A 23,919-nucleotide genomic window follows, 5' to 3' on the forward strand; every position below is an offset into this window, starting at 1 on the left:
ATGCCGCTGTTCGCCGCCCCTCGGGTGCTGATCGTGATCCCTGCGCTGAACGAGGCCGCCCATATCGCGGGCGTGCTGAATTTCGCCCTAGGTTTCGCGGAACGGGCCGAGGGGCTGGTCGTGGTGGCCGACGGCGGCTCGACCGACGGCACGCGCGAGATCGTGCGTCGCCGCGCCGCCGACCACCGGCGCCTGCGCCTGCTGGACAACCCCGCGCGGCTGCAGGCGGCGGCGGTGAACGCGGCTGTCGCGCGCTTCGGCGAAGGGGCCGAGTGGCTGCTACGCCTTGACGCCCACAGCACCTATCCGGCCGACTACGGCGACGTGCTGCTATCCGAGGCACGGCGGACGGGGGCCGACAGCGTCGTCGTCTCGATGCACGCCCAAGGGCAGGGCTTCCTGCAGCGGGCCATCGCCGAGGCGCAGAACTCGCGCTTGGGCAACGGCGGCTCGGCGCACCGGCTGGCGGGCGAGGGCGCCTGGGTCGATCACGGCCACCATGCCCTGATGCGGATCGCGGCCTTCCGCGGGGTGGGGGGCTATGACGAGAGCTTCAGCCACAACGAGGATGCGGAACTGGATCGTCGCCTGACTGGCGCGGGCCACCGGATCTGGCTGACCGGCCGGACGCGGCTGACCTATTTCCCGCGTCGAAGCTTCGGGCCGCTGGTCCGGCAGTATTACAATTTCGGCCGGGGGCGGGCGAAGAACCTTCTCAAGCACAATGCGCGGCCTGCGGCGCGGCAGGCGGTGGTGGCGATGCTGGCGCCCGCGGCGGCGCTGGTGCTGCTGGCGCCGTTCAGCGCGTGGTTCGCTCTGCCGCTGGTTCTGTGGCTGCTCGCCTGCCTGGGCGGAGGTTTGGCCATTGCCCTGCAGACGAAACGGCCCGAGGGGCTGCTGGCGGGCCTCGCCGCCGGGGTGATGCACATGGCCTGGTCGGCGGGCTTCTGGCGGCAATGGCTGGCCCGCCGCCCGGCTGCCCCGCAGGGAGCCACCGCATGAGCGCGCCCGCCTTCCGCGACGAGGTGCTGATCGGCATCTGCACCTTCCGGCGCCCGGAACTCGCCGCGACGCTGGCCTCGCTGGAAGGGCTGGAGCCCTGCGGCTTGCCGGTCGCTATCGCCATCGCCGACAACGACCGCGCCCCATCCGCGAAGGACCGGGCCGAGGCCATTGCGGCCACGCATCCGCTGACGATCACCTATCTGCACGCGCCCGAGGCCAATATCTCGATCGCCCGCAACGCGCTGCTGGATCACGCCCGCGCCACGGGGGCGCGGCTGCTGGTCTATCTGGACGACGACGAGACGGTCGAACCCGCCTGGCTTTCCCGCCTGGTCGCGGTCTGGAGGGCGGGGCAGCAGGCCGCGCCCAAGGCGGGCGCGGTGCTGGGGCCGGTGCGCGCCCATTACAAACCCGGTGCACCGGGCTGGATGGACCAGGCCCGCGCCCATGACACGCTGCCCGTTTTCGGCAAGGACGGCGCGATCACCAGTGGCTACACCTGCAATACCCTGATCGACCTGGCCGACCCGGCCGCGCGGGGGCTGTGCTTCGATCCGGCCCGTGGCCGCTCGGGCGGCGAGGACAGCGCCTTCTTTGCCGATTTCCTAGGCGCGGGCGGGCGGATTGCCTTTGCCGAGGACGCCGTCGTGCACGAGACCGTCCCTGCTGACCGCGCGCGGCTTGCATGGCTTCTGCGGCGGCGCTACCGGATGGGCCAGACCCATGCCAGCCTGATCGCCCGGGGCCGCTCGCGGACCGGGCGGATGGGTGCGGCGGGGCTGGCCGCCGCCAAGGCCCTAGCCTGCGGGGGGCTCGCGCTGCTGGGGGCGGCGCGCCCGGCCTGGCGCAACCGCCAGATCATGCGCGCGGCCCTGCATGTCGGCGCCGCCGCCCACCTGGGCGGGGCGCGGCAGATCGAAATCTACGGAACGGCGTCCGGTCGGACGGACTCCGCCCTCCGCCCGGGACCTGGGGGAAGCTGATGCCGCGCGACCTGAAACCTTTCGAGGGAGCCGCCTACGGTTCATCTCATGGCGTGGGCTCGGCGGCGCCGGTCCAGACCATCGACCTGCGCCGCGTGGTGGTGGCGCTGCGCCGCCAGCGCCTGACCATCCTGCTGCCCGCGGTGCTGCTGGGGGGGCTGGGGCTTGCCTATGCGATGGCCAAGCCCGAAACCTACAGCGCCTATTCCAGCCTGCTGCTGGACAGCAACGTCAACCGCTCGGTTCAGCAGGCGGGGGGCATCGACAGCGCCGGGCTGCCGTCCGAGCGGATCGAGAACGCCCGCGTCGTGCTGGAATCCGACAAGCTGGCCTATGACGTGCTGGACCGCACCGCGCTGCAGGACAACGCGTCCTTCATGGACCCGCCGCGCTCGGGCTTCACGAGCGCGATCGGGCAGGGGATCTCCACCGTGCTGCGCCCGGTGGCCTGGGTCCGCGACAAGATCACCCTGCTGGTCACCCCGGCCGAGGTCGGGGCGCCCGCCGAGCCGGTGGCGGACAGCGCCCGGATGGACCCCTCGATCGCCCCGATCGACCCCAGGCTGCGCTTGGCCGCGATGCGGCTGCGCGGGGGCGTCGAGGTCTTCCGCGTCGGGCAAAGCTCGGCCGTGGCGGTCAGCTTCACCTCGCATGACCCGGTGATCGCGGCCGAGGTCGCCAATGCCTATGCCGACGCCTATGTGCAAGACATCCTGGTCACAAACGCGGATTCCGTGGGCCAGACCAACGCCTGGATGCGCACCCGGCTGGACGAGCTGCAGGCGCAGGCCCAAGCCGCCGCCGACGCGGCCGAGCGCTTTGCGACCGAGAACGGGCTGGTCGCGCTGTCCTCGGGCGGGCTTCTGACCGAACAGGCGCTGAACGAACTGAACTCGAGCCTGACCGCCGCCCTGACCGAGGCCGCGCGCGCCCAGGCGGTGCTTGACACCTATGACCGCGCCGTCGCGGGCGGCGTCGAGGGGCTGACGGACAGCAACAGCTCGCTTGCCATCGGCGGAGATGTCTCCGAGGAGCTGCGCGCGCGGCTGGATACCTACAACGACGTCCGTGCCCGGCTGCAGCGGCTGCTGTCCACCTCGGGTCCGAACCATCCGCAGGTCGCGGGCCTGCGCCGGACGCTGGCCACCACGGCCGAGCGGCTGTTCGTCGAACTGGAAGCCAAGCGGGCCGAGGCGCAGAGCACGCTGGACGTGGCCAACGCCCGGGTGAAGACCCTGCAGGAAAGCGTCGAGCAGGCCTCGCAGAGAAACAGTGCGCAGGCTGCCAATCTCGTCCGCCTGCGCGCCCTGCAGGAAGAGGCGGCGACCCTTTCGGCAATCTACCAGCAGACGCTGACCCGCTCGCAGGAGATCGAGCAGCAGCAGTCCTTCCCGGTCTCGAACGTGCGGATCCTGTCCTATGCGCAGGTGCCGGGCTCGCCCTCGGGACCGGCGGTGCTGCGCACAGCGCTGGCCGCGACCCTGCTGGGGCTGTTCTTCGGCATGGGGATCGCCGCATGGCGGGAATGGCGCGACCGCGCGCTGCGCACGGGTGACGACCTGACGGACCATTCCGGGCTGCGCTTCCTGGGGCACCTGCCGGTCCTGCCGCGGGTGCGCCCTTTGCGCCCGCGTCCCGCCCCGCAGGTCCCGGCAACCGTGCCATCGGCCGAGGCGCCGAAGGGCGAGACCCTGCCGGTCCCGTCCCGCGCCCGGCCGCCGCTGATCCCCGTGCCGGTGCCGGTGCTGCATTATCCCGATTCCGTTTACGCCGAAACGCTGCGCCATGTCCGGCTGGCGGCCGAGGCCGCAGGCGGCTCGCCGCCCGTGACCGGCGTCACCTCGTTCCACCCCTACGAGGGCCGCTCGTCGGTGGCCTTCAATCTCGCGGGCCAACTGGGGGTCGGGCTGCGCTCGGTCCTGCTGATCGACGCAGACAGCCGCGCCCGCGGCCTCAGCCGGATGCTGGGGCTGGACCGCAAGCCGGGGTTGACCGATGCGGTGGCCGGACGCGGCGACTGGAAGGACATGCTGGTCGGCATCGCCGACACCAACCTGGCCGTGCTGCCCTGCGGGCTGGAACAGGGCGGGGCCTCGGACGACCTGCTGACCGGCCGGATCCTGGGGCAGATCGCGTCCGAGGCGGGGGGCGACTTCAGCCGCGTGATCGTGGATGTGCCGCCGCTTTATCCCGTGGCTCAGGGCCGGGCGATCCTGCAGGAACTGCCCCAGTTCCTGATCGTCGCCGAATGGGGCCGAACCCCCCGCAGCATCGCCGAAACGGTGCTGGCCGAGGACCCGCAGCTCGAGGCGCATTGCCTGGGCGTGGTCTATGACCGGGTCAATCTGCGCCATCTCAGGTCGTATCTGATGCCCGAGGCCATGGAAAATTACCTCAGCCGTTCAAAGGATTACCTTTCCCTGAAAGGAAGGTAAAAAAATGGGTGGCATTTTAATATTTTCTTAAGCCTTTTTCCTCAACCTCTGGTATACTCGTCAGAGGCTTGGGGACCTTCGAATGTTCGTTGTTCGCTATCTGATGGCTGTTCTGGCCGTGATGGTTGGCATCTCGGCCTGGGGCATCTCGGCCGGCTATTCCGCCTGGCAGGTCCTGGGAATGGCCTTTCTGTCGGCCCTGGTTCTGCAGGTGGTGATCCTGGCCTATGTGGCCGTCGCGGCCACCCGCAGGGGCCGCGGCCCGTCAGGCGGGCCTTCGCGCAGCGTGCGCAAGCGATGCGATCAGCTGGTCATCCTGCCAAGATAGCCTTCCGCCTGCATCCCCCGTTCGCGCGGGCGTTCCGCCGCGACCACGCGGCCCGCTTCCATCACGAAAACCGCGTCGGCGGCCCGGCTGAGGGCGGGACGATGGGTGATCGCCAGGATCGTCATGCGTCCGCGCAGCCCGTCGATGGCCCGGATCAGGGCCTCCTCGTTTTCCCAGTCAAGCGCGCTGGTCGCCTCGTCCAGCACCAGCACGTCCGGCTCGCGCAGAAGGGCGCGGGCGACGGCGATCCGCTGGCGCTCGCCCCCTGACAGCAGCGCGCCGCGATCGCCCATCATCGTGTCGAGCCCCGCCGGAAGATTCCGAACGAAGCCCGCCGAGGCCAGGTCGAGCGCGCGGAAGATGCGCTCGTCATCCACCGGCCCGCCCGCGGCGATGGCCATGTTCTCGCGGATGGTGCCGTTGATCATGAAGGGCTCCTGCGCGACATAGCCGGTCCGGTCGCGCCAGCGGCGCAGCTGGCCGGGGCGCAGGGCCGTGCCGTCCACCAAGACCGCGCCCTTCTGGGGTTCCAGAAGGCCCATCACGATGTCGGCCATCGAGGTTTTCCCCGCGCCCGAGGGGCCGACCAGCACCGTCAGTTCGCCCGCCCGCAGGGTCAGGGAACAGTCGCTGACCGCTTCGCGCGACTCGCCGGGGAAGCGCCAGGTGACGCGGTCCAGGTGGATTTCCCGGCGCGGGGCGGGGGCGGGGTCGCTGCCCTCCATCGCCGGGTCATGCTGCGCCTGCAGGTCGTCCCGCAGACGGGTGATCGCCCCCCAGGCCGGCAGGTCCACCAGCAGCTGCTGGACCGCCCCCTGCATCCCCATGAAGCGCGGCGCCGTGCGCATGAACAGCAGCAGCAGGATCACGATCCGGCCCACGTCCAGGTGAACCCAGCGCAGCGCCACCCAGATGAACAGCGCGGCCCCGCTGACCACGGCGAACTGGAACAGCCCCGAGCCGATGGTGGACTGCCGCGTGAATTCGCGCGCATCCGCCTTGGTCTGCCCCAAGATTGCCGAGAAGAGCCCCAAGTAACGGCTTTCCAGATTCATGCTGCGCGCCATCTTCAGACTGCCCACGAATTCCGACACCGCCGCCAGCTGGCGTTCGCGCCGGTCCTGCAGCCGGTCGCCATAGTGCCGCGCAAGCCGCCGGAAAGGCCGCATCAGCGCCAGCGCGACGATCCCGAAGCCATAGGACAGCAGCGTCATCGGCACCGAGATCGCCAGGCTCAGCACGAAGTAAAGCGACAGTCCCACCAAGTTCTGCAGGATGGACAGGACAAGGAAGGCGGCCAGATACAGCCGCTCGATCTCGCCGGTCAGCGCGTGCTCGATGCGCGAGCGGGGGATGCGCGCGACATGGGCCCACCGCGCCTGCGCCACGTCCCGGAACAGGGCCGTGCGGTAATGGTTGGTGAAGTCGTAGATCAGGTCGGACAGGTAGACGGCCTTGCTGCGATTGAAGAGCGCCTGCAGCCCCGTCAGTCCCACGATCACCAGCAGCAGCAGGCCAAGCGGGATCATGGCGGGCAGCAGACCCGCGCCGGGAAAGTCCAGACCCGACAGGTCGATGGTGGTGCCGCCCGCGCCGACCAGCTGCAGCACCGGCAGGAAGGTCATGATCGCCGCGCCCTCGCTGAGCGTGCCCAGCACCAGAAGCCCCAGCCCGATCCAGAGCCGCTGCCCTTCCAAGTGCCGCATCGCCCGCCACAGCGAGGACAGCTGCCCCCGGCTTGCCTTCGCCTCGGCGGGCGTGGAGGTAGGAGCCAGGACGGCAGAGGACTCGTGTGTCATCTCAGGCCTGCTCCAGGTCGTGCTCGATCGCGGCGCGGATGTCTTCGGCGCGGTCCAGCCCGTCGGCCAGCAGCAGGCGCCGGGGCGGGCAGTCCAGCGCCACGCGGCCGGCGGCGCGGAAATGCTCGGCCGCTGCCGCGCCAGCCAGCAGCGCCTGGCCGAAGCGGACGGCATAGGAAAAGCGCAGCACGGCGGTCAGCGCCTGCGAGGCCGGGATGGGCAGCACCGCCGAAGGCTCGCCTGCCGGGGCGCGTTCCAGCAGGTAAAGCCGCGCGGCGGGCGCCGGGGCAGGGGCCAGCCGGCCGGGGTCAAGCATGGCGCGGGCCTTGTCGATCGCATGGTGCACATGGCCGCGGACCGTGGCCCCCTCGGGCAGCAGTTGCGCCGCGCCCTCGGACAGCTTGACCTGTCCGAAGCCCGGCAGCATCCGCCCCTCGGCGTCGATGGCGACGAGGTCGTCGGCCAGCAGCTGCGCGCCGTTCCGCAGAAGGTTCGTGGCGGTGGTGGACTTGCCCACGCCCTTGTCGGCCAGAAAGGCGATGCCGTACCCCCGGTAAACGACCGCACTGGCGTGCAGGACGAAAAGGCCGTTGCGCCGCAGCGCCTCGAACAGGACCGGCCCCAGCAGCGGAAAGGCCAGCAGGTCGTCCGAAACGCCGGGCTTGCGCTCGATCCCGATGCGGCTGCCGTCGGCTGAGACCGAGAAGGCCCCGACCTCGGGCCACCAGAACCAGGTGCCTTCGGGCGCGAAGCGGCAGTCGGGCCGGGGGGTGCGCGGGACTTGCGGCTGCGGCGCCTCGGCGATGCACAGGTCGGCCGGGCCGCCGGGCGGGCGCGGGGACAGCTCGGGCAGGATCACGTCCGAGGCGATGGCGAGGCCATAGGCCGCATAGGCATGGGCCGGGGCGGTCGCGGCGGACAGGGCAGGGGCAGCGGTCATCGGTCACTCGCAAGGATCGGGCAGGGCGCGCGGGACGCAAGAGAAAGGGGCGGGGCTGCAGAGGCAAGGGGTGCGCCGCGCTCGAACCAAGCGGCCAGCCACAGTGCCCGCCACAGCCGGAAGGCCACCTGCGGGTCGGGCTCGGCCGAGCGCGCCAGCCGGGTGGCATCGGCGCGCAGGACGCCTGCGTCCACCCAGCCCTGCAGGGAACCGGGACCGGCGCGGAAAGCGGCCAGGCGGCCCTGCGGGTCCTGCCGCAGCGTGGTCCAGAAATCGGCGATGAAGTTGGTCTTGTCCCGCCGCAGCCGCACCGATTCGGGCAGGACGCCCCGCATCGCCTCGCGCAGCAGGGCGCGGGGCTGGCCGTCCGCGACCTTGGCCAGCACGGGCTGCCAGACGCAGAGCTCGACCACCCGGTGATCATAAAAGGGATAGCGTGGTGCCACGTCCTCGGCCTGCGCGGCGCGGCCGAGCACTTCAAAGGCGGCGGGGGCCAGCGGGCCGGTCATCACGGAGGCATGCAGGCGCAGGCCCTCAGGCAGGGCGCGGTCCTCGGGGTCGGGCCGGGTGCTGGCGCGGACCTGCTCGACTAGGCGGGTTTCGCGGGCGAGGTCGGGATCGACCAGCGCGCGCCATTCCTGCGGCGCCGGGCCGCTGTCCGTCAGCGCCCACCGGCCCAGCCGACCGAAGCCGCGCCGGCCCTTGGCCGCCAGTAGGGCAGCAAGGGCCTGGGTCACGGAATCGCCGGTGAAGCGGGCCTGCCACGCGGCCAGCTTCAGCGCCCGGGGCCATTGGCCGGATTGGGCGACCAGCGCGATGTCGCGGGGGGTACCGCCGATGACCTCGTCCCCGCCATGGCCGTTCAGCACAGCCAGGCAGCCTTGGTCGCGCGCGGCGCGGTAAAGCCTGCGGGTGCCCGTGAGGCCCGGAGCGAAGACCGGCTGGTCCTGCCAGTCGAGCTGCGCGTTGAAGTCGAACAGCTCTGCCGCCGCCGTTTCCCCGGGCAGCGGGACAGGGGCCAGCCCGCCGTCCGACCGGCGCAGCACGTCCGCGATATAGGGCCCCTCGTCCATCGCCGGGTCGCGATAGCGCAGCGACAGCGCCGGGCGGGGGCGGGGGGCGGGGGCATCCGGCCCCGCCGACAGCAGCGCCAGCGTGCTAGAATCGAGCCCTCCGCTGAGCATGGTCGCGGTGGGCCCATCCGCGCAGGCCTGCCGCGTCGCATGGGCCAGCGCCGCGTGCAGGGCGGCGCCCGCGTCCCGCGCCTCGGGCGGAGCGGTCCGTTCCAGCCGGTACCAAGGGCGCAGGGTGGTGGTCCCGTCTGGTTCGACCACCATCAGGTGACCGGGGGGCAGGCGCAGGACGCTCTTCCACGCCGTCCTTGCGGCGTCGAGGGTCTGGCTTGACAGGAAGCCCGCCACCCAAGCGCGGTCGATCTCGGGCGCGGCGTCCAGTCCCGCCAGCACTGTGGACAGGTCGCCCGCGACCACCACCCGGTTCTGCGTGGCGGCATAGGCCAGCGGCTGGATGCCGAAGCGGTCGCGCACCACGGTCAGCCGCCGCACCCGCGCGTCCCACAGGGCAAAGGCGAAGCCCCCGCACAGCCGGTCCAGCGCCTCGACGCCCCAGCGCCGCCAGGCCGCCAGCACCAGGCCGACGGGGTCTGTGTTCCGGTCGGCTGCCAAGGCGGTGCGCAGGTCTGCCAGATCGGTCAGTGCCAGGTCACCCGCCAGCGTCAGCGGCCCAAAGGACCGCGCCACCGAGGCCCCGGCCTGCCACAGCTGGATGCCCTCGCTGCCCCAACGGCGGGGAACCTGCCCGGTGCGGCGGGCAAGATCCGCCTCGACGCGCCGGCCGGTGTCGGGCTGGCCCGCGCCGGGGCCCAGCAGGGCGGCAAAGCGGCTCATGTCCGCGCGCCCGGAAGGGTGAAGTCGTGCAGGGCACGATGGCGGGCATAATCCTCGGCCGTGCCGCCCAAGACGATGGTGTCCCCGGCCATCAGCCAGGCATGGGGAGCCAACCGGCCCGGCGCCGGGGCCTGCGCAGGCACGGACAGCCGGATGGTCGAGGCAAACCCGCGCTGCGCCAGCAGCAGCTGCCCCGCGCTGGCCTGCGTCAGGCAGGTCGCCCCCGGCACCAGCCGGGCGGCGTTGCGGACCGACCAAGCGATCTCGGCCAGGTCGGCGCGCGGCGGCGGGGCCGCAGGGCCCGGGATGGGATGAGCTTCGATCAGGCGGCGCAGGCGATGATGGGCGCCGCGCCACAGATGGGCGCGCGCCAGCAGCACGGCGCCGAGCGCCTGCCACAGCAGGGCGGCGTCGCGCCTGCGCAGCCGCCGGATGCGACGAAGCACCCCCATCTCAGACGGTCTGGATCAGGCCATGCGTCAGCATGTCGTCCAGCAGGTCGGAAATGTCGCGCCGGCAGTCCTCGGGGGCCACGTCATACTCGGCCGCGATGACGGCCGCTAGGTCGTCCAGCGAGGCGGGCGCCGCCATGCGGTCCCAGATCGCGGCCCCGACAGGGTCGAGGCTGAAGTAGGTGTTGGACCTCAGGTCGAGGATCGCGATGCCGTCCTCGACTTCGCAGGACACGCATTCGGGGGAAACGAAATAGGTCATGAATTTTATCATCTCGAAACTATAGTTGAAAAATTAAAGAGAAAACAACCTAGACGGGATCAGGGAAGCATTTCCTCGTCTCACGATGGGGGGAGCTTGTTGGCAGGCGGCAGTTTCCTGCCGCCTGCCTGTTCTCATTACGAGAAGGTCAATTCGTTCTTGGGCGTACCAACCGGGAACGTAGCATCCAGCTTGCTGCCATCGCTCATGCCGTGGGTCATCGCTTCCAGCTTGCCCTGCACGCGGAGAACGGGGCGGGTGTAGGTCTTGGTCATGGTGCACCTTGTTAAAAAACGACAGTTTGTGACTGCCCCCGGCAGATTTCTTCTTGAGCGGTTTTTTGCAACCTGCCCAAAAAGACAGGTTAACTTTCTCACCCAAAAAATTCCTTTAAACTTCGACAATTAGGACAAAAACTTCGGCCTAGGAGGCGCGAGGGGCATGTGTTTTTTAGCTATCGTGAAGAATTGATAAAATTCTAGCTAGATGAATGTGCCAGAGTTGATCTAGGTGATCGCGGGGTCTTTTCCCCTCCCGCCGCCGCGCTGGTAATTGTTCTGTTGTTTTTTGTAGGGCTGGTGTTCATGCAGATGCTCCGCGTTCAGGATCTTGTTGCCGAGAATGGCAAGGCTTCCCTCATGGCCCGCCCTGCACGATCCGCCTCCTTGCGGGCGCGTCCCCGGGTCCTCGCCACGCCCTCGGCCCCAGTCGGGGGAAGGGCGAAGCGGGCGCTCGACATCGGGCTGGTGCTTCTGAGCCTGCTGCTGCTCTGGCCGCTGATCCTGGGGCTGGTCGTCCTCCTCAAGGTGATGGATCCCGGCCCGGTGCTTTACGGGCACCACCGCGTCGGCTTCGGCGGGCGCGAGTTCCGCTGCTGGAAGTTCCGCACCATGGTCGTCGATGGCGACACTGTGCTGGAGCGCCACCTGCGCGAGAACCCTGCAGATGCCGCGCTCTGGAAGGAAAAGCGCAAGCTGGTCAACGATCCCCGCGTCACCCCCTTGGGAGCAGTCCTGCGCAAGCTCAGCCTGGACGAACTGCCGCAGCTTCTCAACGTGCTGAAGGGCGAGATGAGCTTGGTCGGCCCCCGCCCGGTCGTCCAGGCCGAACTGGATCATTACGGCACCTCGGCCCGCCACTACCTCGCGACGCGCCCCGGCCTGACGGGCCAGTGGCAGATCAGCGGGCGCAGCGACACCACCTATGCCGAGCGGGTCCGCCTCGACCGCTTCTACGTCACCAACTGGAGTCTGTGGCGCGACCTGCGGATCATTTTTCTGACGATCCCCGCAGTGGCGCTGTCGCGCGGCGCACATTGAGGCTTGCCGTCTTGTGACGATCGTAAGGGGCGCCTTCCCGCCAGGTGCCCCTTTTCCCTGTCCTGCGATCAGGTGACTGCCGGCAACCCAGGTCGCCCCTTCGGAGCCGTGGCTACCTGGCCTCGGGACAGGGTGCGCTGCGCGTTGCGGAAGGCATGTCCATAGCAGACGGCGGCGATGGTGATCACCGAAGACAGTTCGAACTGGAAGAAATAGACCACCTCGATCCACATCAGCAGGAACTGCCGCACCATGAAGAGGGCGAAGAAGACCGAGGCCGCGGACGGACTTCGGATCGCCCAGGTCAGCGACGACACCAGCGCCGCGAAGAAGATGACCGCCTGCAGCGTGGCGCCGACCAGGCCGATCTCCACTGTGTTCGAGATCAGGGTGTTGTGAAAATGGAACCCTGACCGGCCGCCGATCCCGAACATCGCCCAGAGTTGCTCGGCCAACGGATTGCCCTGCACCCAGAAAGCCTGGAACCCGACGCCAAGGACCGGCTGCGCCGCGATCTCCTGAAAGGCGACGGCCCAGAGGTCGGTTCGCCCGGTCAGGGTCACGTCCTTTCCGGTGAGGTCAAGAAACATCTGCGACAGCTCGGCCGCGAAGAAGGACAGGATGATCCCCAGCGCTGCCGCCAGCACAACCGTCATCGCCATCACCACCAGCCGGACATGGGGTGCAAGGCGCTGCAGCAGCACGATGGCGCCGAAGACCAGAACGACCCCCAGGGTGCTGACCAGGGCGCCGCTGGACTTGCCCATCACCAGCAGCATCATTCCCAGAAGCAGGCTTCCCAGCGCAGGCAGGCGCCAGCGCGCCGGAAGCCTCCGGTCGAGCAGCAGTGCCAGCGCCACGATGATGAGAAGCGCGCTGGCATTCGCCAGGGCGTTCTTGCTGGCATAGATCCCCAGGTACCCCATCCCGTCGGCGCGGCTGCGGCCCGAGGCCAGACTGGCCAGCCCCGCAAGAGAACTGGCCACGAACATGACCTTGACGAAGGCCAGTGGTGCCAGGCGATAGGCAATGGCAATGGCGATCCCCACGGTCAGAACCAGCTGGATGCCGTGCCGCAGGGTGATCGAGGGATAATCCGACCAGGCAAAGGACATCACGCACCAGAGCGCCAGCAGGACGAGCAGCCATTCCCGCCGCAGCGCGGCCAGCGTCTCGCCCGGCCGGAGAGCTGCCATCGCCATGCCCCCCATCAGGAACAGAAGCGCTCCCTTGGAACCCAAGGGAATGATGAAGGCCAGGCCGAAGACCGCGACGAAAGTTGCCAGCGTGAAAGGCGAATAGCTGATGGTCCAGCCGCGGCGACCACGCGTTGGCAGCCGCGTGAGGGCCTTTCCGTCCATCATTCCACGCACGTCACCGACTCCTCGAACAGGCACGCCTGTCCCAGCGGCGTATAGGCCACCCAGTCGATCTCGTAGCCGAGGGGGCCTTCGCGCGGGACCTGCTTCCCGAGCCAGTCGGTCAGGGTCTCCGTGCTCCAGAAGGACATGTAAAGCTTCTGGGGATGGGTCGGCAGGAGGCTGCCGGGAGCGGTGCGGTGGACCTTTTGCCCGTCGAGATACCAGGTGATCCGGTCCGGCTCCCAGCGGAAGGCGACGGTGTGGAAGGCCTCGTCGAAGGGGGGCGTGGCGGGGGCCGCGCCGCCGTTGTGGGGCTTGCCCGCGACATAGGTGTTGGCCGTCATCTCGCCCGGGTCGCGGGTCAGGATCTCGATGTCGATCTCGTCATGGGGGGCGCCGTGGACCGGGCCGATATAGGTGAAGACCGAGGCGTTCAGGCCCGGCGCGCGGGGGGTGCGGATGCGCGCCTCGAAGGTGCCGTGGTGAAGCCGGGCGCGGGTCTGGACCTCGCCGCATTGCGCCGGACGGCCGCCCCCCTCGGGCACGGGGATGTGGAACAGCGTGAGGGTGCCGTCCTGCACCCGCACGGCCCCGCCCGACCAGTGGCAGTCTTGCCAGTCGCCGTTGGTCCAGCCGTCCGAGACATACCAGCGATCGCGGTCCAGCCCTCCGGTGAAATCCTCGAAGAAGCCGGCCGCGTCGGGATGGGGCTCGGGGGTTTCGGCCGAAAGCGGCTGGCCCAGGGTGACCAGGGCGGCAAGAAGGACGGGGAGGTGGCGCATCTTCGGGCTCCTCGGCCGTGCGGTTGCCGCGAGGGGGTGCCCGGCTTATGGAAGCCCCGGGCGGGTCGGTCAACGGAAAGGCGTTCACATGTCGTGCAATCCGTGGGGACCAGCCGCATGACTGCCCCCGATCCGTCGAAGCCGCTGGTGTCGGTGATCATGGCGAACTTCCGGGGCGCCGCGCATCTGGAAGCCGCCATGCGCTCGGTCCTCGCGCAGACCGAGCGGCGGCTGGAGCTGATCCTCGCCGACGACGCCTCGGACGACGACAGCGTGGCGATCGCGCGGGCGGTGGCCGCAGGGGACGACCGGGTGCGCGTCATTGCCAGCGCCCGCAACGGGGGACCGGCCGCCACGCGCAACCTGGCGCTGGACGCAGCCCGGGGCGACTGGATCGCCATTGTGGACAGCGACGACCTGATTCACCCGGAACGGCTCGCGCGCCTCATCGCCGCAGCAGAGGCCGCGGGGGCCGATCTCGTGGCTGACGACCTCGTGCATTTCGGCGCCCCTGCCGAGCAGGGCCGCACCCTGCTGCAGCCCCTAGACCTGGCCGCGCCGATGTGGCTGACGGCGGCGCCCTATCTGCGCGCCAACGGGGGCGACCCCGCCCTGCCGGCCTTCGGCTATCTCAAGCCGGTGATCCGGCGCGCGGCGCTGGAAAGCCGCCGCTACGATCCCGGGCTGCGGATCGGCGAGGATTACGACCTCGTGCTGCGGCTGCTGATCGAGGGCGCGCGCTTCCTTCTGCTGCCCGATCCGCTTTACGCCTATCGGCGGCACGCGGGCTCGATCTCGCACCGGCTGTCGGTCGGAACGGTCGAGGCCATGCTGGCGGCCCACCGCGCTCTGCCCCGCCTGAGCGATCCCGAGGCGCAGGCCGCCGCGGCGGCCGTGGACCGCCAGTTGCGCCGCGCCCTGCGCTACGAGCAGCTGGTGGCCGACCTCAAGGCGCGGCGCTGGACCCGCGCCCTGCCCCGGCTGGCCGACCCGGCGATGATCGCAAGGCTGGCCGAAAGCCTGCGCGACCGCCGCCGCCGCAAGGCCGCCGAGGCGCAGGTCCCCGGCGCCCCCGCCCCCCTCGGCCCCCTGCCCGATCTGCCGCCGCCCGGACAGCCCTGGGAGCGCCCCCCTGCCCCCGTCGCGGGCTGGATCGCGGCCACGGGTGTCCTGCCCCCGGGCGCCCCTGGCTGGGCCCTGTGGCTGGCGCAGGCGGCCGGGCCCTTAGCGGGCTGAGGGCTTCGTCCGCCGCTCCACCACTCTCTGGACGCGCAGGGAGAGGGCCGCGCGGGCGGCCTCGGTCACCAGCACATGGGGACGGCCCTTGGCCAGCATCCGCAGCATCTGCCGCCGGCGCGGCGCCTCGGCCCGGCGCTGCCAGGGTTGGAACACGAGATCGCGCAGGACGGCCGGGTCGGCGGGCAGGTCGCGCAGGGGCCCGGCCCCCTGTGCCAGCGCCGGATGGTCGTGGCAGGCGCGGGCGAGCGTGATCCCCAGCGCCAGCGTGTGCCCCTGCCCGGCCGAGGCCGCGATCCCGTCCAGCCTTTGCCGATCGGACGGGGGCAGGCGGGCCAGCCAATGCGCCAGTTCGGTCGCGGCCCAGCCGCAGGGCTCATGCGCCAGAAGGGCCTTGGCCAGCGTCACCGCCATCAGCAGGCAGCCATCGGGGGGCGACAGGACCGGGATGGCGGCACCCTCATGGATCTGCGTCGCGGCGCGGTCCAGCACGCCTTCCGCGCCGCGCCAATCGGGCAGGCCCGCCTGCTGCAGCCGGTGATGCAGGTCGATGACGGCGCCGTCGCTTTCGCGACGGAAATGCTGCTCGCCCAGGAAGGGAATCCACCAGAGCGCCTGTTCCTGCTCCATGGGCGTGAAGCCTAAGGTCTGCAGGACCGCCGCCGCGCGCCTGCGGTCGCGGGGCGCCACGAACAGGTCGAGGTCGCCCGAGGGCCGCCGGAGGGGATCGCCATGGACGGCCATCTGCTGGAACGGTCCCTTCATCACCGCATGGCGCAACCCGGCCCCGGCAAGGGCGCGCGAAGCCTCGGCCGTGACCGCCATGGCCTTGCGGTTCATGGCGGCAATGCGCAGCCGCACCTGCAGAAGCCGGGGGGCGAGCGCGGCGCAGCCCGGCGGAAGCGCGGCCGGGCTCACCGGCAGCTGGCCCAGCATCTTGTTCAGCCGGGCGATGTCGAACAGCCGGTCGGGATCGGGCGCCCGCCCTGCCCCGGCCGGCACCGCCGCCGCCCCGTCGGGAGCCGAGGCCGCCAGCAGGACGTCGATCTCGGGCAGCGAATCCCCCCGGACCGACGCGATCGTTTCCTCGCTGAACCCCATCCGCTCCTCCTGGCCGCGCCGCATTTCACCCGAGCGACCGGGCCGAGGCAACCGGCGCATCGCCGCGCCCCTGGGTGTCCTCAGGGCCGTCCGCGCTTTTCGGACCAGGACTGGCAGAAGCGGACGAAGTGGCGCGAGGGGTGCTTGGGCTCGATCTCCTCGGCCGCGCACCAGCGGCGCCATTCCCCTTCGAGGTGGCGGATGTCCCAGCCGGGGGCGGCGGCGCGGGCCTCCTCGTAGGCCTCGGGATCCAGCAGCCCCTCGAAAACTTCGGCCTCGGGCGCAGGCGCGGTGCCGCGGTTGCGGAAGACGACCTGCGTGCCGTCCTCGGAAAAGCGGATCGAATAGTCGGGCATGTGGGAATGGGCGATGTCCTCGCGGATCACGTTGGCCACGAGGCGGCGGAACTCGAAGCTGGTCGAGGCGGAGCCGCATTTCTTCTGCAGCAGATCGAGCCCCACGACCCATTCCTTCTGGTTGCCGCAATGCTTGCGCGCGAGCTCGTAGAGCCGCCGTTCCAGCGGCCGGCGCAGGCGGAAGTAGTCGCGGCTGATCGTCAGCACCTCATGCGCGCGGATCGCGTTGAAGACCCAGTCCGACAGCTTGATCTCGATCTCCTGCATCCGCCCGTCACGCGTTTCGCGCACGATGCGGGCGCTTTCGATCAGGCCGAAGGTTTCGAAGATCTCCTTGCCCCCGGTGGTGACGTTGGTCGAGATGCGCGTGCCCGCCAGCCGCTCCATCGCAGCCTTGAGCAACCCGTAGCCCCGCCCCGTGGTCATGCGGTTGGTCGCGCGCAGGAGGTCCGAGGCCTGGAAGCGGACCACCTGGCTGACCTCGCGCCCGTCGTTCAGCGCCCGGATCAGCTGGCTGATGCAGAAGATCAGGATGTCGCGGTCGTGGACCGTGGCCATGCCGTCGGAGGAGGGCTTGATGTCGATAGAGAGCCCGTTGTGCTCGTAATGGCGGGGCCTGAGGTCGGGCTTGGTCGAGAGCGAGAAGATCGGATGCTCCATCGAGCCCACGTCGGCCTTGGGAGCGGCGTTGAAGATGTCGCAGACAAAGAAATCGCGTTGCGGATGGCGGTCGGGAAGAAGCGGGCTGTTCATATGGCCTCGTGCTAAAACGACACTTCACCCATAACGACACTTTACCCATGAATCAAGGTTAACGACACTTCACACATGAAACGGGTAAAAACGACACTTCACACATGGAGAAACGACACTTCACCCATGAAGAAACGACACTTCACACAGACGCAGACAATTCAAGTGTTTGATTTAAAATAATAAAAATGACATTTGTCTGCGCTTAACACCTGTTTAACACCTATTTAACACCAGCGACCCTGTGGATAGCTTTCCTGGACCTTGAGAAGTCAGAAAAGGTTGCTTGTGAGAACAGGGGGCGACAGGGCGCTCAACGGCCTGAGTTCTGGCAAGAAGCCGCCGGACTGGATCAGGGATCTGTCAGGCCCCGGCTTCTGAAGCGAACAGTGGAGCGGAGCCCTCAAGGAACAGGCGCGACGCGTAAAGCTGCTGCGGAACAGGCCTGTGCATCCGAGATGACTGCGGTTGAGCAAGGCGGGCCTTGCCTGGGCAAGGGTGATCCCGCCATGAAGTGACCTTTCTGGAAGGGATCCGGAAAATGGCACGGCTGGACTTTCGCGCCACGGCTTGCCACGGAAAGGCGCATGAGTCCTCCCTCCACTCCTTCCGTTTCCGTGGTGATCACCGCCCATGATGCGGCCGCCACCATCGGCGATGCCGTCCGCAGCGCGCTGGCAGAGCCCGAGACCGCCGAGGTGATCGTGGTGGACGATGCCTCGCGCGATGCCACCGTGGCGGCGGCCGAAGCCGCGGGCGGGAACGACGGGCGGCTGAGGGTGATCCGCTGTGCCGTGAACCTGGGGCCGGCCGCGGCCCGAAACCGGGCGCTGGAAGCCGCCACAGGGGCCTTCGTGGCCGTCTTGGACGCGGACGACTTCCTTCTGCCCGGCCGCTTCGCACGGCTTCTGTCGGTGCCGGACTGGGACATGGTGGCCGACAACATCCTGTTTGTGGCCGAAGAAGGCTCGCCGGCCGAGCTGCCGCCCCTGCCCCCGGTCACGCCCGCGCTGATCGACATCGACCTGACAGGCTTCGTGCGCGCCAACCGCTCGGCCCGCGGGGCAAGCCGGCAGGAATGGGGCTTCCTCAAGCCGGTCATGCGGCACGATTTTCTGAAGGCCTATGGGCTGCGCTATGACGAGGCCCTGCGCTTGGGGGAGGATTACGATCTTTACGTCCGGGTGCTGCAGAAGGGCGCCCGCTTCCGTGTCAGCGCGCAGGTCGGCTATGCCGCCCGCTGGCGCGCGGGTTCGCTGAGCTCGCGCCACCGCACCGCCGACCTGAAGGCCCTGCACGCGGCCGCCCGGGCCCATCTGGCCCTGCCGGGCCTCGACGCTGACGCGCGGGCGGCACTGCGCGCCCATGAGGCCGAGCTGCGCCAGCGCTTCCTGCTGCGCGATTTTCTCGACCGCCGCGCACGTGTCGGACGGGCGGGGGCGGTGCTGTCGGCCCTGAGCCGGCCCGCGACGCTGGTCCCGATTGCACGAGGAATCCTGTCGGACAAGCTGGCAGCGCGGCGGTCGAGACCCCCCAGTCGGATCGGGCGGCTGCTGATCGAAGGGTGAGGGGGCAGATGGCCGCAGCCTTCATGCTGCATCCGTCTGCGGCAACCTGTCTTTTTAGCAAGCTTGATAGTACCAAACAGTCTTATTATGCCGGTTCAGTGCGCATGATTTTGCCGCTTGAAATGAACTCATAGGTTTCCAGTAAGGAGCAGGGCAGTTTGTCCCTGCAGAAGGTTATCAATTTTCATGATCAAGCATCAGTTGATGATTTCATCCCGGGACGGCATGGCGCGAAGCTTATCCTGGTCGCTTGCGGCCCCTGGTATTTCTCTCGTTTTCCTGGCCGTTTCGCTTTGTCTGCACAGCCGAATGGGAGTGAAGTACAGTTTTCACTACAGGGATGCGAATTCCATTGCAGGCAGTCCGTTCTGTTGCGAAATTCTTGAGAGCCTGACTGCAATCCTAATGATCCTCTTCGGGACGATCCTTCTTTTCACTGCGACAACCGAAGGATGGGCCATCCGGATACCCTCTGCCTAATTCGAGACATCGGTCGGAAAGACTGCACAATCCCGGCAAGGTCGGGCTGAGATCACAGGAGTCCTGATGCGAGGTGTCTGGAGAATACGGAACTGGCTTGGTGAACAGCAGCGGCGCAGGCACCTTCGCCAGGCCGAGAAAGCCGTTTCCCGCTTCCCGAACCTCGCCGACCGCAAGCCGCATGCGCTTGGGGCACCGCTGATCGTCACGCTGACCTCCTACCCGCCGCGTTTCCCGACGCTGGGGGCTACGCTTCGCAGCCTTCTGGACCAGACGATCCAGGCTGACCGGACGATCCTGTGGCTGGCCGAGAACGATTTGCCGCAGTTGCCCGAGGATGTCGTCGCGCTGAAGGAGTTCGGGCTGGAAATCCGCACCTGCGCTGACCTGCGCTCCTACAAGAAGCTGATCCCGGCGCTGCAGACCTTTCCGGGCGCATGGTTCGCAACGGCCGATGATGACGTCTACTACCCGCCGGACTGGCTGGAAGGCTTGGTCAGAGAGGCGGCATCCCACAGCCGGACGGTGATCGCGACCCGGGCCCATCTCGCACGGCTGGATGGGTCAGGGCGCCTGACGCCGTATCTGGAATGGGAGATGAACACCCACCACCTGTGCGCCCCCTTGCCCGAAACCCGGCTGTTTCCAACCGGGGTGGGCGGGGTGCTGTATCCGCCAAGCGCCTTTGTTGAGACCGTCACTGACGAGGACGCCTTCATGAAGCTGTGTCCACATGGCGATGACATCTGGTTCTTCTGGATGGCGCGGCTGGCCGGAACCGAACAGGCTCGAACCTCCTCAGGCTTTGAACTTCTGGCGTGGCCCAGGTCGCAGGTGGTCGGGCTTTTCCATGAAAACCAGCTCAACAGCCGCAACGACCTGCAGATCCGAAACATGGAGGAGGCTTATGGACCTGTTCTCTAAGCGTCCTGCCCGGAAAGACTCAGGTTTCCTCCGGTCCAAGGAGCCAAGACCATGCCGGAGGATAGCATGAAGCATCGTGTCAGCGTCATTCTTCCCACCTACAACCGCGCCCATCTGATCGGCGAGACGATCCAGAGCCTTCTGGAACAGACGCTGGTGCCTGATGAGATATTGGTGATCGACGATGGCTCGTCCGACAACACGCCGGCGGTTCTGGCGCGATACCAAGGCCTGAGAGTGGTGCGGACCGAGAACAAGGGCAAGGCCTCTGCCCTGAACCTTGCCCTTACGCTCGTCACCGGTGATCTGGTCTGGATCGTGGACGATGACGACCTGCTCCTTCCCCATGCCTGCAAGGCGCTGTCTGCACCGCTCGAGAACGAGCCAGGCCTAGATTTCTGTGCCGGCCGTCACCTCGATTTCGAGATCGATGAAGACACTGGGCAGAAGACCACCCGCCCACCCGGCTACATGCGGGACTCGTCGCCGGAGCAGATCTTCCCCGACCTGCTGGAAGGCTGTCATGTCTTCCAGCCCGGCCTGATGGTGCGCAAGTGTATCTATGACGCGGCCGGACCCTTCAATACCAGCTTGGTCCGGTCCCAGGATTACGAGATGATCCTGCGGATCGCCCGTTATCACCGTGGGATGCAGCTGTCCGAGGTTGTCTTCTTGCACCGCGAACACAGTGGTCGGCGCGGCTCGGCGACAGATGGTTTTGCTGCCACCGAGAACGCCGAGAGATGGGCTGCCTTCAACCGGCGGATCTTCCTTCCCCTGCTTGACGATCTTGCCGACGAGGAACTGCTCGCCGCCAAGGATCTTGAGAAATTGCCCCCTGCCCTGCGGCGCCGTGCCGCTCGCGTGAAACGCGGCTGTGTCTTGGCGCGCCAGCGCATGTGGCCTGAGGCAATCGCGGCTTGGCAGGAGGCCGCGGCCATGAATTCCACACCGCTGGCAGAGCTCGAGCGCGAGATGCTGGCGCGCAGCCCGAACTCGGCCTTGGGGGCGCCCGAGCTTCTCGCGGACGTAGATGTCCGCCGGGGCTTGGTTGCGCTGTCGCGCATGACCTCACCCGGCCCCGAGATGGCTGCAACTCTTCGTCAAGCCTCGCGCTGGCATGTTCGGGCAGCAGTCCGGGCGGGCGACTGGCGTCGTGCTGCGCAAGGAGTTCGTTTCCTGCTGGCACGATGAATTAGGTGGATGCGGGCGGCGGCTTTGCGTCCTGCAGGATTTCCTGCGACACCGCCGCAACAGTAACCGGCACGCGCGATCCGCCCCTTGGAGCGCCTGGCAGGTCAGTAGGGTGCGAGGCACTGATGACCGGCGACGCACAGGGTGTCAGGCTTGCCTGCCAGTTTGTCTCCCTCATCGTCCTGTCACGCCTTCTGGCGCTCGAGAGTTTCGGGATCGTCGCCATGGCGCCCTGTCATGGGCTTTGTCTAACTGTTCTCAGGACTTGAGGCTGACGCAGGCGGTCGTCCACAAGAAGCGCATTGCCTCCGAGGTGAACTCCCTCTTCTGGATCAACATTACATCAGCGCGTTGCTGGCCACGAACCTAGTGCTGGCTACGCCGTTGGCGACATGTCCCACGGAGAACCCAGGGCGCGTGCGGGCCTGCTGGTGCCGCTCTGAGCCGCAGATCCTTGTCTCCGGGGCAGGCAGGCAGCATCACGCCATCCCCAATCGCCGGAAGCAGCCTGACCGGCTGGTCATCGGCACGATCGCCAGACAACTGATCACCATCGCGAACGCGGTCCTGAAGAATGGCACTCCACGGCACCATCAGCTCTGCGCCAGTGTACATCCGGCTGCCCGATATCAAGACGCAGATCTGAAGACAGTAATTGCTCTTTCCATTGCGTCGATCTGGGCCTCCGTCTGCTTTTTTGGGTCCAGCTCGGGACGCATCGCGGAAAAAATCGCCAATTTACTCAGCCGGTCGTACAGCTCGTTGTCACTGTACATTTTGTTTAGCGCATCTGCCCAAGACTCCGCAGGTGCGTCGGCATCCAGAAGCAGGCCTCCTTCACCAACGGCCTCCGGGATGCCGCCGCGCGTTGATGCCAGAACAGGAATCCCGCTGATTTGGGCTTCGTTGATAACACGTCCATAAGCCTCCTCCCATTGGCTCGGCACAAGCAGGATCCGGCATTCCCGGTATATCTCTCTCATGTTTGAGCAAAACGGTTGAAGGATGAGGTTTGGCAGGGCGAACTGCTCGTGATCAAGAGCTTCCCCCTGCTCATCCACCTCGGGAAGATTGCCGACGAAGGTGAACGGTATGTGAGGACAGAGCTCGGCAACTGCATGTGCCTTGCGCAGCCCCTTCCGCAGGAGGGGATTGATCAGAACCACTCTTTGCCTGCTGCTCACAACCTTATATTGGGCCAAGGGCATATAGGGATAAATCACCTGCGCGTCCGCGCTGTAGCGGTTGCGATAAACCTCTGCTGTGAACCGCGAATTGGCGATGAGGGGAAGGTCGATGACCTCGCGGAAATCTCCCTTGTGCCATTCCTCCTCCACATCGTGGACCTGGATAAGAATAGGAATTCCCGTCGACCTTGCGCGACGCACGACCGGGACGACAGCACCGCCCATCACCACGATGATGTCGGGCCGCTCTGCCTTGGCAACGCGCGCCAGAACGTCTTGTGGAGCCCATGATCGCCACACAGGATAGGACAGGCGCATATCCCGGGACGCTGCTATCCCAGAAAGCCGCTTGCGTGCGGCCATCTCTAATCTGCTCCGCAGGCTCAACACGTCCGCACCCCTGCGAAACCCCGACAGGACGACCGTCTCATGTCCTTGGGACCGAAGGTTCAGGCACAATTGATGCAATGTGTTCGCCATACCGCCATGGGATTGCGGCATGTAGTAGTGCGTGTTTACGAACAGTATCTTCACGGACGCGACCTCGATTTCACCAAGATGCGTGTTGCGGACTTGGGGTCAGGATCCTGTTCAGCTTGCGAATGGCACGCGCCTTCAATCGCCTTGTCCAGTACGACGTCCATAGGCGATATTTTCTGGCGCGGCCGAGACTGCGGTCGGCCAGCAGCTCCTCCTGGGCAACGAGATAGGCCGGATGATCGAACCATTCGCCGCAGAAATGGCATATCGCAGGGGAGACATACCGGCCCTCCTTGATGAAACTGCACGTCCCCTTGATGACGTCGAGGTGAATGGGTCCTTGCGAGTTCAGCGGAGTCCGCATGAGTTGTCCGCCGTCATCGTAGAACTGGGTCGCCCGCATCTGAGAAAGCGCGAGACCGAGAAGCGTTTCCTCCCCCGGTCCCGACTTGTCGAAATCAAGGATGCCCAACTCGTCAGTCCGCTTGTTTATCGAATGGGCGGTGGAAAAGACCTTCTGGGCATACGAGCCTCGACGATAGAAGTACACGCCCCCATTGAACTTGGGAAACGGAGTGCCGTTCAAGATCCTGATCGCCTGCCCGACATCCCTGATCCACAGATCCGTATCTCCCTCCGAAAGGAACTTATTCACAACGGGAGTGAAATCGAACTGCCTGATCCTTCTCAGCTGGTCGTGAAACGGCTTGGCAACGATGCAATCGGCATCGATAAAAAAGGTTTCTTCAAAGGGGGAATACCTGTAAAGATCCGCTTTCATGAGGGTTCCGGCAATCTCGAACGGGTCGATCGGGATGCAGATGTCAAAAAGTGCCCCGACCTCTTTCCGATCGGTTACAATGGCAATCTGAAACCCGGGCATATGTCGCCGTAAAGAGCGCGCCAGTGATTCGGCTTGGTGAAAATACTTGTCCGCGCCAAAGGCCATGGTGATAAAGCCGATCTGCCCGAGGTCTTCCATGATGCCACGCTCTCTATGTTGGTTTCTGAAAAAATTGTTCATCGGCTGTATTTACGAGAGAGGTCGTGCGGAAAGCCGGTCGATG

General features: G+C 67.3%; 21 protein-coding genes. 9 read left to right on the top strand and 12 right to left on the bottom strand.

The window, feature by feature from the left end; all coding sequences use genetic code 11:
- From ACFFII_RS14605 to ACFFII_RS14620, 4 genes are all read left to right on the top strand, one after another.
- Complete coding sequence (locus ACFFII_RS14605; protein WP_377699605.1) at positions 1-1,002, top strand: glycosyltransferase family 2 protein; 1,002 nt, start codon at positions 1-3, stop codon at positions 1,000-1,002.
- Complete coding sequence (locus ACFFII_RS14610) at positions 999-1,988, top strand: glycosyltransferase family 2 protein (RefSeq protein WP_377699606.1); 990 nt, start codon at positions 999-1,001, stop codon at positions 1,986-1,988. The genes ACFFII_RS14605 and ACFFII_RS14610 overlap by 4 nt, the downstream gene beginning before the upstream one ends.
- Complete coding sequence (locus ACFFII_RS14615) at positions 1,988-4,423, top strand: GNVR domain-containing protein (protein WP_377699607.1); 2,436 nt, start codon at positions 1,988-1,990, stop codon at positions 4,421-4,423. Before ACFFII_RS14610 ends, ACFFII_RS14615 begins: the two co-directional genes overlap by 1 nt.
- A gap of 82 nt (positions 4,424-4,505) precedes the next feature.
- Positions 4,506-4,751 carry a hypothetical protein gene (locus tag ACFFII_RS14620; protein ID WP_377699608.1) on the top strand — a complete coding sequence of 82 codons (246 nt, stop codon included), beginning with the start codon at positions 4,506-4,508 and terminating at the stop codon, positions 4,749-4,751.
- Here the strand turns inward: ACFFII_RS14620 and ACFFII_RS14625 are convergent.
- From ACFFII_RS14625 to ACFFII_RS14650, 6 genes are all read right to left on the bottom strand, one after another.
- Positions 4,727-6,550: an ABC transporter ATP-binding protein gene (locus ACFFII_RS14625; protein WP_377699609.1), complete on the bottom strand. Its 1,824-nt coding sequence runs from the start codon at positions 6,548-6,550 to the stop codon at positions 4,727-4,729. The genes ACFFII_RS14620 and ACFFII_RS14625 overlap by 25 nt on opposite strands.
- 1 nt (position 6,551) lies before the next feature.
- Positions 6,552-7,490 carry a phosphoenolpyruvate carboxykinase (ATP) gene (locus ACFFII_RS14630; protein WP_377699610.1) on the bottom strand — a complete coding sequence of 313 codons (939 nt, stop codon included), beginning with the start codon at positions 7,488-7,490 and terminating at the stop codon, positions 6,552-6,554.
- A complete protein-coding gene (locus tag ACFFII_RS14635) occupies positions 7,487-9,397 on the bottom strand; it encodes an asparagine synthase-related protein (protein WP_377699611.1) in 1,911 nt (636 codons plus the stop codon). Before ACFFII_RS14635 ends, ACFFII_RS14630 begins: the two co-directional genes overlap by 4 nt.
- A complete protein-coding gene (locus tag ACFFII_RS14640) occupies positions 9,394-9,849 on the bottom strand; it encodes a lasso peptide biosynthesis B2 protein (protein ID WP_377699612.1) in 456 nt (151 codons plus the stop codon). The genes ACFFII_RS14635 and ACFFII_RS14640 overlap by 4 nt, the downstream gene beginning before the upstream one ends.
- A gap of 1 nt (position 9,850) precedes the next feature.
- A complete protein-coding gene (locus ACFFII_RS14645; RefSeq protein WP_377699613.1) occupies positions 9,851-10,111 on the bottom strand; it encodes a PqqD family protein in 261 nt (86 codons plus the stop codon).
- Positions 10,112-10,248: 137 nt separating this feature from the next.
- Positions 10,249-10,386: a hypothetical protein gene (locus ACFFII_RS14650; protein WP_377699614.1), complete on the bottom strand. Its 138-nt coding sequence runs from the start codon at positions 10,384-10,386 to the stop codon at positions 10,249-10,251.
- A 363-nt stretch (positions 10,387-10,749) separates the two neighbouring features.
- On the opposite strand from ACFFII_RS14650, the gene ACFFII_RS14655 reads away from it, so the two are divergent.
- Positions 10,750-11,430, top strand: coding sequence for a sugar transferase (locus tag ACFFII_RS14655; protein WP_377699615.1), 681 nt, complete (start codon positions 10,750-10,752; stop codon positions 11,428-11,430).
- Positions 11,431-11,498: 68 nt separating this feature from the next.
- On the opposite strand, the gene ACFFII_RS14660 is transcribed toward ACFFII_RS14655, so the two are convergent.
- Both ACFFII_RS14660 and ACFFII_RS14665 read right to left on the bottom strand, forming a co-directional pair.
- Complete coding sequence (locus ACFFII_RS14660) at positions 11,499-12,794, bottom strand: O-antigen ligase family protein (protein WP_377699630.1); 1,296 nt, start codon at positions 12,792-12,794, stop codon at positions 11,499-11,501.
- Positions 12,791-13,573, bottom strand: a complete 783-nt coding sequence (locus ACFFII_RS14665; RefSeq protein ID WP_377699616.1) for a family 16 glycosylhydrolase — start codon at positions 13,571-13,573, stop codon at positions 12,791-12,793. The genes ACFFII_RS14660 and ACFFII_RS14665 overlap by 4 nt, the downstream gene beginning before the upstream one ends.
- 117 nt (positions 13,574-13,690) lie before the next feature.
- Here ACFFII_RS14665 and ACFFII_RS14670 point away from each other — a divergent pair, with 117 nt between their 5' ends.
- Positions 13,691-14,809: a glycosyltransferase family 2 protein gene (locus ACFFII_RS14670; protein ID WP_377699617.1), complete on the top strand. Its 1,119-nt coding sequence runs from the start codon at positions 13,691-13,693 to the stop codon at positions 14,807-14,809.
- On the opposite strand, the gene ACFFII_RS14675 is transcribed toward ACFFII_RS14670, so the two are convergent.
- Positions 14,798-15,910 (bottom strand): nucleotidyltransferase family protein, encoded by a 1,113-nt coding sequence (locus tag ACFFII_RS14675; protein ID WP_377699618.1) that lies wholly within the window; start codon positions 15,908-15,910, stop codon positions 14,798-14,800. The genes ACFFII_RS14670 and ACFFII_RS14675 overlap by 12 nt on opposite strands.
- Positions 15,911-15,990: 80 nt before the next feature.
- The gene (locus ACFFII_RS14680) at positions 15,991-17,019 is read right to left on the bottom strand and encodes a replication initiator protein A (protein ID WP_377699619.1); all 1,029 of its coding nucleotides are present in this window, start codon (positions 17,017-17,019) and stop codon (positions 15,991-15,993) included.
- A gap of 587 nt (positions 17,020-17,606) precedes the next feature.
- Between ACFFII_RS14680 and ACFFII_RS14685 the strand changes: the two genes are divergently transcribed.
- The 3 genes from ACFFII_RS14685 (at position 17,607) to ACFFII_RS14695 (ending at position 21,185) form a co-directional block, all read left to right on the top strand.
- On the top strand, positions 17,607-18,587 hold the full coding sequence (locus tag ACFFII_RS14685) for a glycosyltransferase family 2 protein (protein WP_377699620.1): 981 nt from the start codon (positions 17,607-17,609) through the stop codon (positions 18,585-18,587).
- Between the two features lie 546 nt (positions 18,588-19,133).
- Positions 19,134-19,991 carry a glycosyltransferase family protein gene (locus tag ACFFII_RS14690; protein ID WP_377699621.1) on the top strand — a complete coding sequence of 286 codons (858 nt, stop codon included), beginning with the start codon at positions 19,134-19,136 and terminating at the stop codon, positions 19,989-19,991.
- Between the two features lie 51 nt (positions 19,992-20,042).
- Positions 20,043-21,185, top strand: coding sequence for a glycosyltransferase family 2 protein (locus tag ACFFII_RS14695; RefSeq protein ID WP_377699622.1), 1,143 nt, complete (start codon positions 20,043-20,045; stop codon positions 21,183-21,185).
- A gap of 629 nt (positions 21,186-21,814) precedes the next feature.
- Here ACFFII_RS14695 and ACFFII_RS14700 read toward each other — a convergent pair.
- Together ACFFII_RS14700 and ACFFII_RS14705 are read right to left on the bottom strand one after the other, a co-directional pair.
- Positions 21,815-22,906, bottom strand: coding sequence for a glycosyltransferase (locus tag ACFFII_RS14700; protein WP_377699623.1), 1,092 nt, complete (start codon positions 22,904-22,906; stop codon positions 21,815-21,817).
- Between the two features lie 16 nt (positions 22,907-22,922).
- Positions 22,923-23,876, bottom strand: a complete 954-nt coding sequence (locus ACFFII_RS14705) for a hypothetical protein (protein ID WP_377699624.1) — start codon at positions 23,874-23,876, stop codon at positions 22,923-22,925.
- Between the last annotated feature and the right edge of the window lie 43 nt (positions 23,877-23,919).

The sequence above is a fragment of the Paracoccus niistensis genome, assembly GCF_042432925.1.
Classification (GTDB): Bacteria; Pseudomonadota; Alphaproteobacteria; order Rhodobacterales; family Rhodobacteraceae; genus Paracoccus; species Paracoccus niistensis.